Below are 16,424 nucleotides of genomic sequence, written 5' to 3' on the forward strand. Positions count from 1 at the left end.
TGCGCGTATATGTATGTCTACGAGCACGCCACCTTACGCGTTCGAACGGGACGCGAGGATGCCGGTTACTGACGGGTTTACAGGTGTTTACGCGGTGTACTCGTCCGCCACGGACAGTGCGGCGTCCAGCGCGGCGAGGCCCTCCTTGAGCTCCGCCTCGGAGATGTTGCAGGGCGGCACGACATGCGTCCGGTTCATGTTCACGAAGGGCCACAGGCCGCCCTTCTTCGCGGCGGCGGCGAAGGCGGCCATCGGGGCGTTCGCCTCACCGGCCGCGTTGTACGGCACCAGCGGCTCCCGCGTCTGACGGTCGCGCACCAGCTCCAGCGCCCAGAACATGCCCACGCCGCGCACCTCGCCGACGCTCGGGTGCCGCTCGGCGAGCGCCCGCAGCTCCGGCCCGACGACGGACTCGCCGAGCCGCGCGGCGTTCTCCACGACGCCCTCCTCCGCCATGACGCCGATCGTCGCGACGGCGGCGGCGCACGCCAGCGGATGCCCGGAGTACGTCAGGCCACCGGGGTACGGGCGCTTCCCGAACGTCTCCGCAATCGCGCCGGAGATCGCGACCCCGCCGAGCGGCACATATCCGCTGTTCACGCCCTTGGCGAAGGTCAGCAGGTCGGGCGTGACGTCGAACAGGTCCGCCGCGAACCACTCACCGGTCCGCCCGAACCCGGCCATGACCTCGTCCAGGACGAAGACGATCCCGTACTTGTCGCAGAGCTCCCGCACCCCGGCGAGGTAGTCGGGCGGCGGGACCATGATCCCGGCCGTGCCCGGGATGGTCTCCAGGATGATCGCCGCGACGGTCGAGGGCCCCTCGAACGCGATCGTCGTCTCCAGGTGCTCCAGCGCCCGGGCGCACTCCTGCTCCTCGGTCTCGGCGTAGAAGCGGGAGCGGTAGAGGTAGGGCGCCCAGAAGTGCACGACCCCGGCCGTGCCGCTGTCGGAGGCCCAGCGGCGCGGGTCGCCGGTGAGGTTCACGGCCTGCTGCGTGCCGCCGTGGTACGAGCGGTACGCCGAGAGCACCTTCGGGCGGCCCGTGTGCAGCCGGGCCATCCGGATCGCGTGCTCGACGGCGTCGGCGCCGCCGTTGGTGAAGAAGATCTTGTCCAGGTCACCCGGGGTGCGCTCGGCGATGAGCCGGGCCGCCTCCGACCGTGCCTCGACGGCGAAGGCGGGCGCGAAGGTCGTCATCCTCGCGGCCTGCTCCTGGATCGCGGCGACGATCTTCGGGTGCTGGTAGCCGACGTTGGTGTAGACGAGCCCGCTGGAGAAGTCGAGGTAGCGCCGGCCGTCGTAGTCCCAGAAGTACGACCCCTCGGCACCGGCGACGGCGAGCGGGTCGATGAGCTCCTGAGCGGACCAGGAGTGGAACACATGGTCGCGGTCGGCGGCCTTGACGGCGGCGCCGGCTTCGGGGTTCGGCTGAGGGGTCATGCGGGCGAGCGTAGGTGCGGGGGAGAGGGCGGTGAAATCGGCGGCCTGTCTGGAGTCGGCGGCGGCCCCCCGACAGGTTGTCCAGGCGGGACCTCTGCCATTGACAGCGTGCTGTCGTTTCGACAGAATACTGTCATCAGTGCACGGGATCGAGGAGGAGTCATGAACACCACCACCGGCAAGCCCGTCCATCTCGCCGTCTACGACACCCTCGCCGACTGGGAGACCGGCCACGCCACGGCCCAGCTCGCCCGCACCGGCCACGAGATCCGGACCGTCGGCCCGACCACGGCCCCGGTGCGGAGCATCGGCGGACTGCGCATCCAGCCCGACCTGGCCCTCGACGACCTGCGCCCCGAGGACAGCGCGCTGCTGATCCTGCCGGGCGCCGACCTCTGGACTGCGACATCAGCCGCTACCGCGGCGGGCACCGACGACCTCGCCCCCTTCGCCCGCACGGCCCGGGCCTTCCTCGACGCGGGCGTCCCGGTCGCCGCCATCTGCGGCGCCACCGCCGGACTCGCCCGCGAGGGCCTGCTCGACGACCGCGACCACACCAGCGCGGTCTCCTTCTACCTGGCCGCCACCGGCTACGCGGGCGGCGGCCGCTACGTCGAGGCCGACGCCGTCACCGACGGCCCCCTGATCACCGCGGGCCCCACCGAGCCCGTCGCCTTCGCCCGGGAGATCCTCCGGCTGCTCGGGATCTACGAGGGAGAGGTGCTGGACGCCTGGTACCGGCTGTTCCACGACTCCGACCCGGCGGCCTACGGGGTGCTGGAGAAGGCCGGCGCGCTGTGAGCCGGGAGCGTCAGGACCTGCTCAGCCGCAGCGCCCTCGGGGTGTTCCGGCTGAACGGCCAGTTCCTCGCCGTCGCGGAGGAACTGGCCCGGCCGGCCGGGCTCACCGCCGCCTGGTGGCAGGTGCTCGGCGCGGTCCTCCGAGAGCCGCTGCCGGTCTCGGGGATCGCCCGCGCCATGGGCATCACCCGGCAGAGCGTGCAGCGCATCGCCGACCTGCTGGTGGAGCGGGGGCTCGCGGAGTACCGGCCGAACCCGGCGCACCGCAGGGCCAAGCTCCTCGCGCCGACCGACGAGGGACGCGCGGCGATCGACCGGATCGACCCCGGGCACGCGGCGTTCGCCGACCGGCTGGCCGAGGCGTTCGGCGAGGCGGAGCTGGCGGAGGCGGTACGGATGCTCGACCGGCTGTCGACGGTGCTGGACCAGGTGGGACCGCCCGGGACGCAGCCTCCGCCTGTTACGGAACCGTAGACATCGCCCAGGCCACCCCGCCCCGGCCCGGCACTATTCTCGATCTGTTGCTCACGTGTGGGGGGAAGGCGGCTGAGCGATGGAGAAGCTGGGGCCCGGGGATCCGCTGGGGGTGCCCCCAGGCGTTAAGCACTGGGGGAGAATCGGTGCTTACCGGTTGCTGGCGCGGCTCGGTGCGGGGGGCATGGGGCACGTCTATCTGGCCCGCTCCGAGCGGGGCCGTACGGTCGCCGTGAAGCTCGTGCGCGAGGAACTGGCCGCGCAGGAGGAGTTCCGGGAGCGGTTCCGGCAGGAGGTGCAGGCCGCGCGGCGGGTCGGCGGGTACTGGACGGCACCGGTGCTGGACGCGGACACCGAGGCGGCGGTGCCGTGGGTCGCCACGGGCTATGTCGCCGGGCCGAGCCTCCAGCAGGTCGTCGGGCACGACCACGGCGCCCTGCCCGAGCGGACGGTCCGCATCCTCGCGGCCGGGCTCGCGCACGCCCTGAAGGACATCCACGCCGCCGGCATCGTCCACCGCGATCTCAAGCCGTCCAACGTGCTGGTCAGCATAGACGGCCCGCGCGTCATCGACTTCGGCATCGCCCGCGCCCTGGAGACCGTGACGGACGGCGGGCTCACCCGCACCGGCGCGCTCGTCGGCTCGCCCGGCTTCATGGCGCCCGAGCAGGTACGGGGCGACCGCATCACCCCCGCGTGCGACGTCTTCTGCCTCGGCTCCGTCCTCGCCTACGCCGCGACCGGCGCCCTGCCCTTCGGCACCGCCAACAGCGGCGTGCACGCCCTGATGTTCCGCATCGCCCAGGAGGAGCCGGACCTGGAGGGCGTCCCTGAGGGCATCGCCGACCTCGTCCGGGACTGCCTGCGCAAGGACCCCGCCGCCCGGCCCTCCCTCGACCGCGTCCTCGAACGCATCGGCGCGGACGACACCGTCTCCGACGGCCGCGCCCTCGACCCGTGGCTGCCGAGCGCGCTCGTGGCCCAACTCGGGCGGCACGCGGTGCGGTTGCTGGACGCGGAGGACCCCGAGGGGGCCGGCTCCGCCGAGGAGGCCGGTGCTCCCGGGCCGCCCGCGGGCCGGCAGGGTTCCGGCCCCGGCGAGAACCCCGGTCCGGGTCCCACCCCCGAACACGCCCCGGCCGCCGACGAGTCGTCGCCCCGCCCGGCCCCCGCGACGGCGCCCGCCGCCACCCCTGCCCCGCCCCCGCCGGGACAGCCCGGCGAGGGCCCGCCGGTCAACCATCTGCCCACCCTGGTCGCGGGGCAGGGCGCGCCCCCGGCGCCCCGGCAACTCCCGGCCGCGCAGCCACAGTCACCGCCGCCCCACCCGCAACTGCAGACACCCCAGCCCCCGTACCCGGCGTACGGCTACCCCCAGCAGCACCCCCAGCCCCACCCCGCTTACGCCGGCCTGGGCTCCACCCCGCCCTACGGCCCGCCGCCGTACGGCACGACCCCGCCGTACGGCCCGCCGCAACCGCAGCAGCCGCGGAGGGACGGCCGTTCCACCGCGCTGCTCGTCGTGATCGCCCTGGTCGTCGCGCTCGCCGCGGGCGGGTCGGTGTACGCGCTGATGCAGGGGGGCGGCGACGACCGGGCCGACGACGGCGCCGGCCCGACGCAGGGCACGAGCGCCCCGCCGACCACCCCCGGCCCGTCCCCGGCGACCTCGCAGCCGGACCCGTCCCCCTCCCCGGCGGACGGCACGATCCCGGACGGGTACCTCGGCACCTGGACCACGACCATCGACAACGCCGACGGCGCGCACAGCCGTTCGCTCACCATCCAGCAGGGCGAACCGGGCGACACGGTCCTGTCCCTCGTGGCCGACGGCCCGACCGAGGGCGGCGGCAGCTACCACTGCGTGTTCGAGGGGCGGCTGACCGCCGCCCCCGGCACCGGCGGCGCGCTGCCGATCGGCCCGTCCACCGTGAAGGTCGGGCAGCCGCGCACCGCCTGCACCCCGGGCGCCGCCACCGAGGTGACCCTCCTGTCCGACGGCACGCTCGAGCGCGTGAACACGAGCAGCGGGGAACGGCTGACGTACACGAAGCAGTGACCAGCGTGCCGCTGCCGCCCGGTTGTCGAACGCCGGGCGCGGCGGCACCCCGCTACGCAGGGCTGCGGACCCACCCGCCCCCAGCGCAAAGGCCGAGCACCGGGGCCGGAACGGTCACCGCGGCTCCGGCGGCCGCTGCCGAGGCATGTTCGGCCGGGCCTGCGGCGGCGGCACGGTGAACCGCCCGTTCACCCCCACCTCGGCCCCGCGCCCCGGCCCCGGGAACACCACCGCCTGCAACCCCACCGGCGCGGAAGCCCCGGTCCGGAACTCCCCCATCCAGTCCGCCGTCTCCACCCGGACCAGCTCCGTCAGATCCTCGGAGAACCTCCGCAGCACCCCGAGGCACCGCTCCGCGGCCTCCCCGGCCGTCCCCTCCGCGGGCCCCAGCACCTCCCGCACACTCTCCGACGCCCAGTCGAACTGCAGAGCCTGCAACCGCCGCTGCACGGCCTGGGCGGTGGCCACGTCCCGCATCCACCCGGACGTCACCCCGAAGTACCGGTCGACGGCCACGCACGCCGCCCCCACCAGCAGCGCCAGACACCCCCAGGGCGCGATCCCGCCGGCGACCCCGGTCAGGTCCAGCAGGGGCAGCGCGACCCCGGTGACCGCCCCCACCGCGGCCCCGCAGCGCAGCACCCGCGCGCACCGCCGCTTCCACACCCGGTCCGCGAGGTACCAGGCCGCCGTCCGCAGCGCCCCGTGCTCCACCCACCGGTACAGCTCGTCCAGCCGGAGCGCCGGCTCACCCCAGTCCCCGAGCGGGAAGACCCGCCCGGTCAGATCGCCCGGCCGCAGCCCGGCCGCCGCCTGCTCGCCCCGCCCGTCCTGAGGCGGCCCCTCGGGCTGCATCTCCGGCTGACCCACCCGGCACTCCTCACTGACCACGAATGACCCCGTACGGTTCACTCACCGATCACGCTGCGCGATGGACGAAAGCCCGCCCTGCCCGCGCCCGACCCTTCCTACCCCCCAATGGGTGGCGAAGATGTAGCTTTCGCCTCTTTTCCGCCCGGAAGTATTCCTTGATCAGGTATAGGGCGCGAGGGGGACTCACTCGAAAGAGTGCTGGGGCGACGGCAGCCCCGACCACGTAGGCTCGTGCCCAACGGGAGAACCCGTACCGAGCAAGGAGCTGATCGTGATCCCCGGTGGTGGCCAGCCCAATATGCAGCAGCTGCTCCAGCAGGCCCAGAAGATGCAACAGGACCTGGCACAGGCGCAGGAGGAACTGGCGCAGACGGAGGTCGACGGGCAGGCGGGCGGCGGTCTGGTGACGGCCACCGTCACCGGCGCCGGAGAGCTGCGCGCCCTGAAGATCGACCCGAAGGCGGTGGACCCGGAGGACACCGAGACCCTCGCCGACCTGGTCGTGGCGGCCGTCCAGGCGGCCAACGAGAACGCGCAGGCGCTCCAGCAGCAGAAGCTGGGCCCGCTCGCGCAGGGCCTGGGCGGCGGAGGCATCCCCGGCCTGCCGTTCTGACCCGGTACACCGCCTTCCTCGGACGGGCGGCAGACAACTACGGTACGTACGGGACGGTGCGTACCGCCCCCGAAGACCCAGGAAGGGCAGTCCGTTGTACGAAGGCGTGGTCCAGGACCTGATCGACGAGCTGGGGCGGCTGCCCGGCGTCGGTCCGAAGAGCGCCCAGCGGATCGCCTTCCACATCCTGCAGGCCGAGCCGACGGACGTACGGCGTCTCGCGCAGGCCCTGATGGAGGTCAAGGCGAAGGTCCGCTTCTGCGCGACCTGCGGCAACGTCGCGCAGGAGGAGCTGTGCAACATCTGCCGCGACACCCGCCGCGACCCGGCCGTCATCTGCGTGGTCGAGGAGCCGAAGGACGTCGTGGCGATCGAGCGCACGCGTGAGTTCCGCGGCCGTTACCACGTCCTGGGCGGCGCGATCAGCCCGATCGACGGGGTGGGCCCCGACGACCTGCGCATCAGGGAGCTCCTGGCCCGCCTGGCGGACGGGACGGTCACCGAGCTGATCCTGGCCACGGACCCCAATCTCGAAGGCGAGGCGACGGCGACGTACCTCGCCCGCATGATCAAGCCCATGGGCCTGAAGGTCACCCGCCTGGCCAGCGGCCTCCCGGTGGGTGGGGACCTGGAATACGCGGACGAGGTCACCCTCGGACGCGCCTTCGAGGGGAGACGACTCCTAGATGTCTGACGCCACGCTGCACGCGACCGACCAGAACCCGGACGATTTCGCGGTCCAGATCGCGGATCAGATCGAGAGCTTCCTGGTCGCCGTCACGGAGGTAGCGAAGGGCGACGAGCCGGAATCGGCCGTGCCCTTCCTTCTCCTGGAGGTCTCCCAACTCCTCCTCGCGGGCGGCCGGCTCGGCGCGCACGAGGACATCGTGCCCGACGAGCGCTACGAGCCCGACTCGGGCCCCGAGCCGGACGTCGACGAGCTCCGTGAGAACCTCGCCCGCCTGCTGGACCCGGTCGACATCTACTCCGAGGTCTTCGACCCCTACGAGCCCCGCAAGGCCCCGGTCCCGGCCCGCATCTCCGACGACCTCACGGACGTCATCACGGACCTGCGCCACGGCATGTCCCACTACCGCTCGGGCCGCACCACGGAAGCCCTGTGGTGGTGGCAGTTCTCCTACTTCTCCAACTGGGGCTCCACCGCCTCGGCCACCCTGCGCGCCCTGCAGTCCGTCCTCGCCCACGTCCGCCTCGACCAGCCCCTGGCCGAACTCGACGGCCTGGACACGGACCAGGGCATGGGCGACGACACACTGGAGATCGAGGCGGGCCGGGTCATGGCCCAGGAGATCGCGGGACCTCTGGGGATGCGTCCGGCGAAGTAGCCGGTCAGATCCGAACGGCCGTGCCGGTGACGCCGATTCCGCTGTGCGGGTCCGCCGGGACCGTCACGGTGATCGTGCTCGGCCGGCCCATGTCCACTCCCTGATGGATCGTCAGTGTCGCGGGGACCGGCACGAGTTCGAGTTCCCTCAGGTAGCCGCCGAACGCGGCCGCCGCCGCTCCCGTCGCCGGGTCCTCGGTCACGCCGCCGGGCGGGAACGGATTGCGGGCGTGGAAGACGGTGGGTGACTCGCGGAGGACCAGGTCGATCGTGGTCCAGTTGCGGCGCGCCATGAGGTCGCCGAGTGCGGCCATGTCGTAGTCAAGGTCCGCCAGCCGGTCCCGGCTCGTGGTGGCGATGACCGGGTGCCAGGCCCCGGCGAAGGCCACCCGGGGCGGCAGGGCCGGGTCCAGGTCCTCGGTGGACCAGCCGAGGAACGCCAGCAGTCGGGCGAGGTCGGCCTCTTCGAGCGGGACCGTGCGCGGGGCGACGCTCACCAGGGTCGCGACCAGGGTGCCGTCGGCCGCCCGGTCCGTGGTGACGGTGACCGGTCCGGCCTGGGTGCGCAGGTGCAGCCGGCCGGTGCCGTGCCGCTCCGCGTGGGCGACGGCCGTGGCGATCGTCGCGTGACCGCAGAAGGAGACCTCGGCGAGCGGGCTGAAGTACCGGACGTCCAGGGTGCCGTCGCCGGGGTCCACCACGAACGCCGTCTCCGAGTAACCGACTTCGGCCGCCGCCGCCAGCATCACCGCGTCGTCGGCGCCGCTCGCGTCGAGCACCACCCCGGCCGGGTTGCCACCGTCGGGATCCGTGCTGAACGCCACGTAGCGCAGTATCTCCATGCCCAGACGGTAGCGCCGGGCCCTCTGCCGGGGCGTCCCGGCGGGGGTGCGGGGCCGGGTGCGGCGCATGACCGTCCGTATGCGTGCGATGACCTCCCGGTCAGTGCACGCGGCGGTCTTCCGGCAGGAGTACGCGCACGGCCGGACCCTGGTGCTTGAACGTTGTGTGATCGGGGCGGCGGCTCGTGCGATTGTGACGCCGGGCACTTTCCCGAGTGGCCGGTGCCCAGATGGGCATGAGCGACTCTGGACGGGCGCCGAGATCTCACCATGCGATACCGCGGAGGGGTTTTTCGGACGCTCGTTAGACTGAGCCGACCGCGGTACGAATGCGTATGAGCGGATAGAGACGGATTGAGCGAGGAGCGCACGTGGGCCTTGTCGTGCAGAAGTACGGAGGCTCCTCCGTAGCCGATGCCGAGGGCATCAAGCGCGTCGCCAAGCGGATCGTGGAAGCGAAGCAGAACGGCAACCAGGTGGTTGCGGTGGTTTCCGCGATGGGCGACACGACGGACGAGCTGATCGATCTCGCCGAGCAGGTATCCCCGATGCCTGCCGGGCGCGAGCTCGACATGCTGCTGACCGCCGGAGAGCGGATCTCCATGGCCCTGCTGGCCATGGCGATCAAAAAGCTGGGCCACGAGGCCCAGTCGTTCACCGGCAGCCAGGCGGGTGTCATCACCGACTCGGTCCACAACAAGGCCCGGATCATCGACGTCACACCGGGCCGGATCAAGACCTCGGTGGACGAGGGCAACATCGCGATCGTGGCCGGTTTCCAGGGTGTCTCCCAGGACACCAAGGACATCACCACGCTCGGCCGCGGCGGCTCCGACACCACGGCGGTGGCTCTCGCCGCCGCCCTGGACGCCGACGTCTGCGAGATCTACACCGACGTCGACGGCGTGTTCACCGCCGACCCGCGCGTGGTGAAGAAGGCCCGGAAGATCGACTGGATCTCCTTCGAGGACATGCTCGAACTGGCGGCGTCCGGGTCGAAGGTGCTGCTCCACCGCTGTGTGGAGTACGCCCGCCGGTACAACATCCCGATCCACGTCCGGTCCAGCTTCAGCGGACTTCAGGGCACATGGGTCAGCAGCGAGCCGAAGCAAGGAGCAAAGCAGGTGGAGCAGGCTCTCATCTCCGGTGTCGCGCACGACACCTCCGAGGCCAAGGTCACGGTCGTCGGCGTGCCCGACAAGCCGGGCGAGGCGGCCTCGATCTTCCGCACGATCGCCGACGCCGAGATCAACATCGACATGGTCGTGCAGAACGTGTCCGCGGCCTCCACGGGCCTGACGGACATCTCCTTCACGCTGCCGAAGACCGAGGGCCGCAAGGCCATCGACGCGCTCGAGAAGAACAAGGCCGGCATCGGCTTCGACTCGCTGCGCTACGACGACCAGATCGGCAAGATCTCCCTCGTCGGCGCCGGCATGAAGACCAACCCGGGCGTCACGGCCGACTTCTTCACGGCGCTGTCCGACGCGGGCGTGAACATCGAGCTGATCTCGACCTCCGAGATCCGCATCTCGGTCGTCACCCGCGCCGACGACGTCCCCGAGGCCGTCCGCGCCGTGCACTCCGCGTTCGGGCTCGACTCCGACAGCGACGAGGCAGTCGTCTACGGAGGCACCGGCCGCTGATGGCCGACCTCCGACAGGACGCCCGGGCCGGACGGTCCGGGCGTCCGACGCTTGCCGTGGTGGGGGCGACCGGTGCCGTCGGCACGGTCATGCTCAGGATCCTGTCCCAGCGGGCGGACGTCTGGGGTGAGATCCGGCTCATCGCCTCCCCGCGCTCGGCCGGCCGCAAACTGACCGTGCGCGGCGAGGAGACCGAGGTCGTGGCCCTCAGCGAGGAGGCCTTCGACGGGGTCGACGTCGCCATGTTCGACGTCCCCGACGAGGTCGCCGAGCGCTGGGCGCCGCTGGCCGCCGCCAAGGGCGCGGTGGTGGTCGACAACTCCGGCACGTTCCGGATGGACCCGGACGTGCCGCTCGTCGTGCCCGAGGTCAACCCGCACGCCGTGCGGATGCGCCCGCGCGGGATCATCGCCAACCCCAGCTGCACGACCCTGTCCATGATCGTCGCCCTGGGCGCGCTGCACGCCGAGTACGGGCTGCGCGAGCTGGTCGCCTCCTCGTACCAGGCCGTCAGTGGCGCCGGGCGCGCCGGTGTGGCGACCCTGCGCCGGCAGCTGTCCCTGGTCGCCGGCACGGAACTGGGCACCCACCCCGGTGACGTACGCCGGGCCGTCGGGGACCACACCGGGCCGTTCCCGGAGCCGGTCGCGCTGAACGTCGTGCCGTGGGCCGGTACGGCGGAGGAGGACGGCTGGTCCTCCGAGGAGCTGAAGGTGCGGGACGAGTCCCGCAAGATCCTCGGCCTGCCGAACCTCCCCGTGGCCGTCACCTGCGTCCGAGTGCCGGTGATCACCACCCACTCCCTGACCGTGCACGCCCGCTTCGAGGGCGAGGTCACCGTCGACAAGGCCCGCGAGATCCTCGCCACCGCGCCCGGGGTCGTGCTGTTCGACAACCCGGCCGCGGGGGAGTTCCCGACCCCCGCCGACGTGGTCGGCACCGACCCGACCTGGGTCGGGCGGGTCCGGCGGGCGCTGGACGACCCCACGGCGCTCGAACTGTTCGTGTGCGGGGACAACCTGCGCAAGGGGTCCGCGCTCAACACCGCGCAGATCGCCGAGGTGGTCGCGGCCGAGCTGTCCTGACGCGGCCGGGGCTGAACTCCTCGGTCGATGTCAGAGGCGGTTTGTAGGATCTGTGCACCACATGTGAGCCGGTCCATTGGCCGTACCACTTGTTCATGGCGCTTCGGCATCAGAGGATTTACCTCCCCGTCCTCCGCAACCGTGCGGAGGGCGGGGAGCGTCTTTGCGGTCGCCCTTCGGCCGTGGAAGCGCTTCATCAGGCGTGGGGACGCCTGGAACCGGGCGTGGGGACGTCCGTTCACATTTGGACATAGGGGAAGAGCGGGACGCATGAGGGCATTTGATGCACCATCGATTGTGCTGCCTGACGCGGGTAGACCGTCGGCGACGACGGTCGGCGTGAAAGTGATGCCCGGCACGTACAACCCTCACAGGGGTCAGCGTGTCCAACAGGCGTGGCAGAGGTACTCGACTTCAGCGCGGCACGCGGCACGGTCCTTCGACCGCCCCGTCCGGCGGCTCTACGACCCCGCATGGCCGGTACGCCCGGTGGCATGCCGGTGATCGCGCCCGTGCCCGCAGCGCGGCCGGCCCGCATCCCCAGTCAGCGCGACGGCGCGGAGGACGGCCTCGCGGCCGGCACCACCGTCGACCATCTCACCGAGACCTACCGGGCGCACTACCGCTCGCTGCTGGGCCTCGCCGCGCTCCTCCTCGACGACACGGCCTCCTGCGAGGACGTCGTCCAGGAGGCGTTCATCCGTGTCCACTCCGCCCGCAAGCGGGTGCGCGACCCCGAGAAGACCCTGGCGTACCTGCGCCAGACCGTCGTCAACCTCTCGCGCTCCGCGCTGCGCCGCCGCATCCTCGGCCTGAAGCTGCTGTCGAAGCCCATGCCCGACATGGCCAGCGCCGAGGAAGGTGCCTACGACCAGCTGGAGCGCGACTCCCTGATCAAGGCGATGAAGGGGCTGCAGCGCCGCCAGCGCGAGGTGCTGGTGCTGCGCTACTTCGCGGACATGACCGAGGCGCAGGTCGCCGAGACGCTCGGCATATCGCTGGGCTCGGTCAAGGCCTACGGCTCGCGCGGTATCGCGGCGCTCCGGATCGCCATGGAGGCGCCGGCATGAGTGACGGCAACGGCACGGGCGGCAACGGGCGCGACCGCCCCGAGCCCGCCGAGGGCCTGGACGAGCGGCAGGCGCCGGCCAGGCTCCACGGGCAAGATCCGAAGCAATCGCACGCTGGGAACGGAACTGTGAACCACGGCCCCGACGACCAGAACCCCGACGGGTTCGACTCGGACGAGCTGGACCTGCGCAGGATGCTGCACCAGGTGGTGCAGGAGGTGGAACCGCGCGACGGCACCCTGGACTACCTCCGCAAGGCGGTACCGCAGCGGCGGACCCGCAAGCGGCAGGCCGTCGTCGGCATGGCCGCCGCCGCGCTCTTCATCGGCACCGCCATCCCCGCCCTGGTGCACGTCTCCAACGCCACCGGCTCCGACGCCAACCCGTCCGTCGCCGGCCACGCCTCCGCGACCGAGGGCGGCGCGAGCCAGGGCAAGGGCCCGGACGGCGGCGAGAGCACCTCGGGCGGCTCCTCCGGCAAGGCCGAGGGCAAGGACAAGGGCGACAAGAAGGAGAAGGACAAGGGCAGGGGATCCGGCGCCGCCACGGGCTCGTCCCAGGGCGCCGGCCCCTCCTCCAGCACGGCCGCCGGCATCCCGGTGTGCACCCCCGCCCAGCTCGGCCCCGCCTCCGGGAGCAGCAACGCCCCCGACTCCACGGGCGCGGTCTCCGGCTCCTTCCGCGTCACCAACGTCTCCGGCGCGGCCTGCACGGTCACCGGCCCCGGCTCGGTGAGCGCGCTGCCGCAGGGCGCCGCCGACGCGAGCAAGGTCGGCTCGGCCCGGCACGCCGCGGGCGACGCGGCGGCAGGCATCCTGCCCGACCCGTCCCTGGAGGCCGCCCAGCTGGTCCTCCAGCCGGGCATCGGCTACGAGGTGAAGTTCGCCTGGGTCCCCTCCGAGACCTGCCCCACCCCCGGCGGCAGCGTCGGCGGCCCCGACCCCAGCCCCGACCCCACCCCGTCGGACGACCCGGCGGCCACGAGCGGCACCTCCACCGGCGGCGACACGGGCACGGCCCCCCAGCTCGTCCGGGAGGACGGCACGGTCGACGGCAGCGTGGCAGTGACGTACACCCCGGTCACGGGCTCGGGCGGCACGTCGGTGACGGTGTCCAACGCGTGCGCGGGGACGGTGTACTGGACGGGCGTGCTGGCGGGATCGTGACCACACGGTCGCGGACCCACCCGGTCCGTGCCCGGACCCCGCTCACCTCACCGCGGCGTCCACGGTGACGGGCTGCTCGTCCGTCACCAGCCCCAGCTCCGCGTCACGTACGGACTCCGCCTCGCGCCGCAGCAGCCGGAACCACATGAAGATCACGAACCCCACGAAGGCGAACCACTCGGCGGTGTAACCCAGGTTCTGGAAGGCCTTCAGGTCCAGCCCCGAGTCCGGCGGCGCGGCGGCCGGCACGGCCTTCATGCCCGAGTCGCCCTTCGCCAGCGTGACCCACGCGTCGTACACGTCGTACGGCACCAGGTTCACCAACGACGCCGCGCTGATCGCCGCGGTCTGCCCGGCCGGCAGCCCGCCCTGCGCGCTGACCCCGTTGTCCCCGGGCGTCTCCGAGGCCTGCAGCGCACCGGTGACGGTGACCTCACCGGCCGGGGGAGCGGGAGCCTTCGCCGCGTCGGCGGAACCGGGCAGCCATCCCCGCACCACCGGCAGCGCCTCGCCCGAGCCGGTCCGCAGCAGCGTGAGCACGTAGAAGCCCTGCCTGCCGTCGAGCTTCCGCCCGGGCACCAGCAGCTGCTCACCGTACGTGCCGCTCGCGGTGACCGGCTTCCCGGACGTCGCCTTGTCCACCGGCAGCATGTCCTTCAGCGGCCGGGGCGTCTCGTGCCGGGCCTTTGACACCTGCTCGGTCGCGGTCCGGTGATCCTGCACACGGTCCTCGAACCGGCCCAGCTGCCAGGACCCCATGAAGACGCAGAAGGGGATGGACAACAGCACGAAGACGTTGATCCCCCACCATCGGGGCGTCAGCAGAAACCGGTACACACCCCCACGGTACGGGGGTGCCGGGCAGGGCCCGGCCGCGGGGTCGGCAAGGCGGCGCGGGCGGCGGGCGGTTCAGGACGGCCGCCGCCAGGCCGGTGTGACACGGCGGATGCGAAAGAGAGCGGTTGCCGTCGTCCCGGTGGGCGCGGTTGGCCTCGTTCCGGTCGGCCGGGGTGGGGGAGTACAAGGGTGCGACTGCTGACCTGCTCGGAGGGGGACCGGTGGAGGTTATCCACAGGCTGGGGACCTCGCCAGCGAATTGTCGGCCCGGGCGTGCAGTATGGGGCCATGACTGAGAGCAACGGGTCCGACGCGCGCGATCAGCGGGACCAGCACGAGCAAGCGGTACAGGCGGGACGGCAGGAGCGGATGCCGGACTGGGAGAAGCGCTTTCGGGCGCCCCGGGTGTCCCTGCCCGACTGGGCGGAGGACGCGCCGGACCACTCCCTGTTCGTCTCGAACGCGACCGGGACGTACGAGCTGTACGCCTGGGACCGGTCGACGGGCGAGCAGCGCCAGGTGACGGACCGGCCGAACGGCACGACGGACGGCGTGCTGTCCCCCGACGGCGCGTGGATCTGGTGGTTCGACGACAAGGACGGCGACGAGTTCGGCGTGTGGCGCCGCCAGCCCTTCACCGGGGGCGCGGACGAACCGGCCGCCGCGGGCCTGGACGCCTCCTACCCGGCCGGCCTCGCCCTCGGCCGTGACGGGCGGACGGCGGTCGTGGGCCGTTCCACGGACGAGGACGGCACGACCATCCACCTCGTGCGCACCGGCGAGGACCCGGTGGAGATCTACCGGCACCGCGAGTCGGCCGGCGTCGGCGACCTCTCCCACGACGGCTCGCTCATCGCCATCGAGCACACCGAGCACGGTGACGCGATGCACTCGGCGCTGCGCGTCCTGCGCCCCGACGGCACGGCGGTCGCCGACCTCGACGACACCGAGGGCGGCACCCGCGAGCTGGGCCTGGAGGTCCTCGGCTTCGCGCCCGTCGACGGCGACACGCGCCTGCTCATCGGCCACCAGCGCCGGGGCCGCTGGGAGCCCCTGGTGTGGGACGTGGCCACCGGCGAGGAGACGGACCTGGCGCTGGAGCTGCCGGGCGACGTCAGCGCCGAGTGGTACCCGGACGGCAGCGGCCTGCTCATCGCGCACAGCTTCGAGGCCCGCAGCGAGCTGTTCCGCTACGACCTGGCCGGCCGCGCCCTGTCGGAGATCCCGACCCCGAAGGGCACGGTGTCCGGCGCGACGGCCCGGCCCGACGGCAGCGTGGAGTTCCTGTGGTCCTCGTCCGCCGAGCCGTCGGCGGTGCGCTCCACGACGGGCGGTGTCGTGCTCGACCCGCCCGGCATGAAGTCGCCCGGCTCGGTGCCGGTGGAGGACGTGTGGGTGGAGGGTCCGGGAGGGCGCATCCACGCCCTCGTCCAGAAGCCGCAGGCCGTGAGCGGCCCGCTCCCCACGGTCTTCGAGATCCACGGCGGCCCCACCTGGCACGACAGCGACTCCTTCGCGGCGGGTCCGGCGGCCTGGGTCGATCACGGCTACGCGGTGATCCGTGTCAACTACCGCGGTTCCACGGGCTACGGCCGCGCCTGGACGGACGCCCTGAAGCACCGTGTCGGCCTCATCGAGCTGGAGGACATCGCCGCGGTCCGCGAGTGGGCCGTCACCTCCGGCCTCGCCGACCCCGACCGCCTGATCCTCACCGGCGGATCCTGGGGCGGCTACCTCACCCTGCTCGGCCTCGGCGTCCAGCCGGACGCGTGGACGCTCGGCATCGCGGCGGTGCCCGTCGCCGACTACGTCACGGCGTACCACGACGAGATGGAAGCGCTGAAGGCGATGGACCGCACGCTCCTCGGCGGCACGCCGGAGGAGGTGCCCGACCGCTTCGAGGCGTCCTCCCCTCTCACCTACGTGGACCAGGTCAAGGCCCCGGTCTACATCTCGGCCGGAGTCAACGACCCCCGCTGCCCGATCCGCCAGATCGAGAACTACGTCAAGCGCCTGGAGACGAGAGGCGCGGTGCACGAGGTGTACCGGTACGACGCCGGTCACGGCTCCTTGGTGGTGGACGAACGCATCAAGCAGGTCCGGTTGGAGCTGGAGTTCGCGGAGCGGCACCTGAGGGGGCGGGGGAGCGCCCAGTAGCCCGGGGGCGGGGG

At 72.5% G+C, this 16,424-nt stretch carries 15 protein-coding genes; 11 read left to right on the forward strand and 4 right to left on the reverse strand.

Annotated elements, in window-relative coordinates:
* Positions 1-87: 87 nt before the first annotated feature.
* Positions 88-1,443 (reverse strand): aspartate aminotransferase family protein, encoded by a 1,356-nt coding sequence (locus IGS69_RS18645; protein ID WP_190901260.1) that lies wholly within the window; start codon positions 1,441-1,443, stop codon positions 88-90.
* A gap of 162 nt (positions 1,444-1,605) precedes the next feature.
* Here IGS69_RS18645 and IGS69_RS18650 point away from each other — a divergent pair, with 162 nt between their 5' ends.
* From IGS69_RS18650 to IGS69_RS18660, 3 genes are all read left to right on the forward strand, one after another.
* On the forward strand, positions 1,606-2,244 hold the full coding sequence (locus IGS69_RS18650; protein ID WP_190901262.1) for a type 1 glutamine amidotransferase family protein: 639 nt from the start codon (positions 1,606-1,608) through the stop codon (positions 2,242-2,244).
* Entirely contained in the window at positions 2,241-2,717 is a 477-nt protein-coding gene (locus IGS69_RS18655) for a MarR family winged helix-turn-helix transcriptional regulator (RefSeq protein ID WP_190901265.1), read from the forward strand. Before IGS69_RS18650 ends, IGS69_RS18655 begins: the two co-directional genes overlap by 4 nt.
* A 79-nt stretch (positions 2,718-2,796) precedes the next feature.
* Positions 2,797-4,776 (forward strand): serine/threonine-protein kinase, encoded by a 1,980-nt coding sequence (locus IGS69_RS18660; RefSeq protein WP_190901266.1) that lies wholly within the window; start codon positions 2,797-2,799, stop codon positions 4,774-4,776.
* 114 nt (positions 4,777-4,890) lie between these two features.
* Here the strand turns inward: IGS69_RS18660 and IGS69_RS18665 are convergent, their stop codons facing one another.
* Positions 4,891-5,646, reverse strand: a complete 756-nt coding sequence (locus tag IGS69_RS18665) for an SLATT domain-containing protein (protein ID WP_190901268.1) — start codon at positions 5,644-5,646, stop codon at positions 4,891-4,893.
* Positions 5,647-5,920: 274 nt separating this feature from the next.
* Between IGS69_RS18665 and IGS69_RS18670 the strand changes: the two genes are divergently transcribed.
* The 3 genes from IGS69_RS18670 to IGS69_RS18680 all read left to right on the forward strand — a co-directional run bounded on the left by IGS69_RS18670 (position 5,921) and on the right by IGS69_RS18680 (position 7,608).
* Positions 5,921-6,262, forward strand: coding sequence for a YbaB/EbfC family nucleoid-associated protein (locus IGS69_RS18670; protein WP_078885280.1), 342 nt, complete (start codon positions 5,921-5,923; stop codon positions 6,260-6,262).
* A gap of 94 nt (positions 6,263-6,356) precedes the next feature.
* Entirely contained in the window at positions 6,357-6,956 is a 600-nt protein-coding gene (gene recR, locus IGS69_RS18675; protein ID WP_003991835.1) for a recombination mediator RecR, read from the forward strand.
* A complete protein-coding gene (locus tag IGS69_RS18680; RefSeq protein WP_190901270.1) occupies positions 6,949-7,608 on the forward strand; it encodes a DUF5063 domain-containing protein in 660 nt (219 codons plus the stop codon). Before recR ends, IGS69_RS18680 begins: the two co-directional genes overlap by 8 nt.
* A 4-nt stretch (positions 7,609-7,612) precedes the next feature.
* On the opposite strand, the gene IGS69_RS18685 is transcribed toward IGS69_RS18680, so the two are convergent.
* On the reverse strand, positions 7,613-8,449 hold the full coding sequence (locus IGS69_RS18685; RefSeq protein ID WP_190901272.1) for a PhzF family phenazine biosynthesis protein: 837 nt from the start codon (positions 8,447-8,449) through the stop codon (positions 7,613-7,615).
* Between the two features lie 371 nt (positions 8,450-8,820).
* Here IGS69_RS18685 and IGS69_RS18690 point away from each other — a divergent pair, with 371 nt between their 5' ends.
* From IGS69_RS18690 to IGS69_RS18705, 4 genes are all read left to right on the forward strand, one after another.
* Entirely contained in the window at positions 8,821-10,095 is a 1,275-nt protein-coding gene (locus tag IGS69_RS18690; RefSeq protein WP_161369440.1) for an aspartate kinase, read from the forward strand.
* Complete coding sequence (locus IGS69_RS18695; protein WP_190901283.1) at positions 10,095-11,180, forward strand: aspartate-semialdehyde dehydrogenase; 1,086 nt, start codon at positions 10,095-10,097, stop codon at positions 11,178-11,180. Before IGS69_RS18690 ends, IGS69_RS18695 begins: the two co-directional genes overlap by 1 nt.
* A gap of 494 nt (positions 11,181-11,674) precedes the next feature.
* Positions 11,675-12,250: a SigE family RNA polymerase sigma factor gene (locus tag IGS69_RS18700; protein ID WP_142161321.1), complete on the forward strand. Its 576-nt coding sequence runs from the start codon at positions 11,675-11,677 to the stop codon at positions 12,248-12,250.
* Between the two features lie 128 nt (positions 12,251-12,378).
* A complete protein-coding gene (locus IGS69_RS18705) occupies positions 12,379-13,416 on the forward strand; it encodes a hypothetical protein (RefSeq protein ID WP_190904551.1) in 1,038 nt (345 codons plus the stop codon).
* Positions 13,417-13,458: 42 nt separating this feature from the next.
* Here the strand turns inward: IGS69_RS18705 and IGS69_RS18710 are convergent, their stop codons facing one another.
* Positions 13,459-14,253, reverse strand: coding sequence for an SURF1 family protein (locus tag IGS69_RS18710; protein ID WP_190901285.1), 795 nt, complete (start codon positions 14,251-14,253; stop codon positions 13,459-13,461).
* A 288-nt stretch (positions 14,254-14,541) separates the two neighbouring features.
* Here IGS69_RS18710 and IGS69_RS18715 point away from each other — a divergent pair, with 288 nt between their 5' ends.
* Positions 14,542-16,410, forward strand: coding sequence for a S9 family peptidase (locus IGS69_RS18715; RefSeq protein ID WP_190901287.1), 1,869 nt, complete (start codon positions 14,542-14,544; stop codon positions 16,408-16,410).
* Positions 16,411-16,424 lie beyond the last annotated feature (14 nt).

The sequence above is a fragment of the Streptomyces tuirus genome, assembly GCF_014701095.1.
Classification (GTDB): Bacteria; Actinomycetota; Actinomycetes; order Streptomycetales; family Streptomycetaceae; genus Streptomyces; species Streptomyces tuirus.

Bases quoted from the DNA above. Each gene is read 5' to 3' on its own strand.
- IGS69_RS18645 (WP_190901260.1), bottom strand. From the start codon at position 1,443: ATGACCCCTCAGCCGAACCCCGAAGCCGGCGCCGCCGTCAAGGCCGCC.
- IGS69_RS18650 (WP_190901262.1), top strand. From the start codon at position 1,606: ATGAACACCACCACCGGCAAGCCCGTCCATCTCGCCGTCTACGACACC.
- IGS69_RS18660 (WP_190901266.1), top strand. From the start codon at position 2,797: ATGGAGAAGCTGGGGCCCGGGGATCCGCTGGGGGTGCCCCCAGGCGTT.
- IGS69_RS18680 (WP_190901270.1), top strand. From the start codon at position 6,949: ATGTCTGACGCCACGCTGCACGCGACCGACCAGAACCCGGACGATTTC.
- IGS69_RS18685 (WP_190901272.1), bottom strand. From the start codon at position 8,449: ATGGAGATACTGCGCTACGTGGCGTTCAGCACGGATCCCGACGGTGGC.
- IGS69_RS18695 (WP_190901283.1), top strand. From the start codon at position 10,095: ATGGCCGACCTCCGACAGGACGCCCGGGCCGGACGGTCCGGGCGTCCG.
- IGS69_RS18700 (WP_142161321.1), top strand. From the start codon at position 11,675: ATGCCGGTGATCGCGCCCGTGCCCGCAGCGCGGCCGGCCCGCATCCCC.
- IGS69_RS18715 (WP_190901287.1), top strand. From the start codon at position 14,542: ATGACTGAGAGCAACGGGTCCGACGCGCGCGATCAGCGGGACCAGCAC.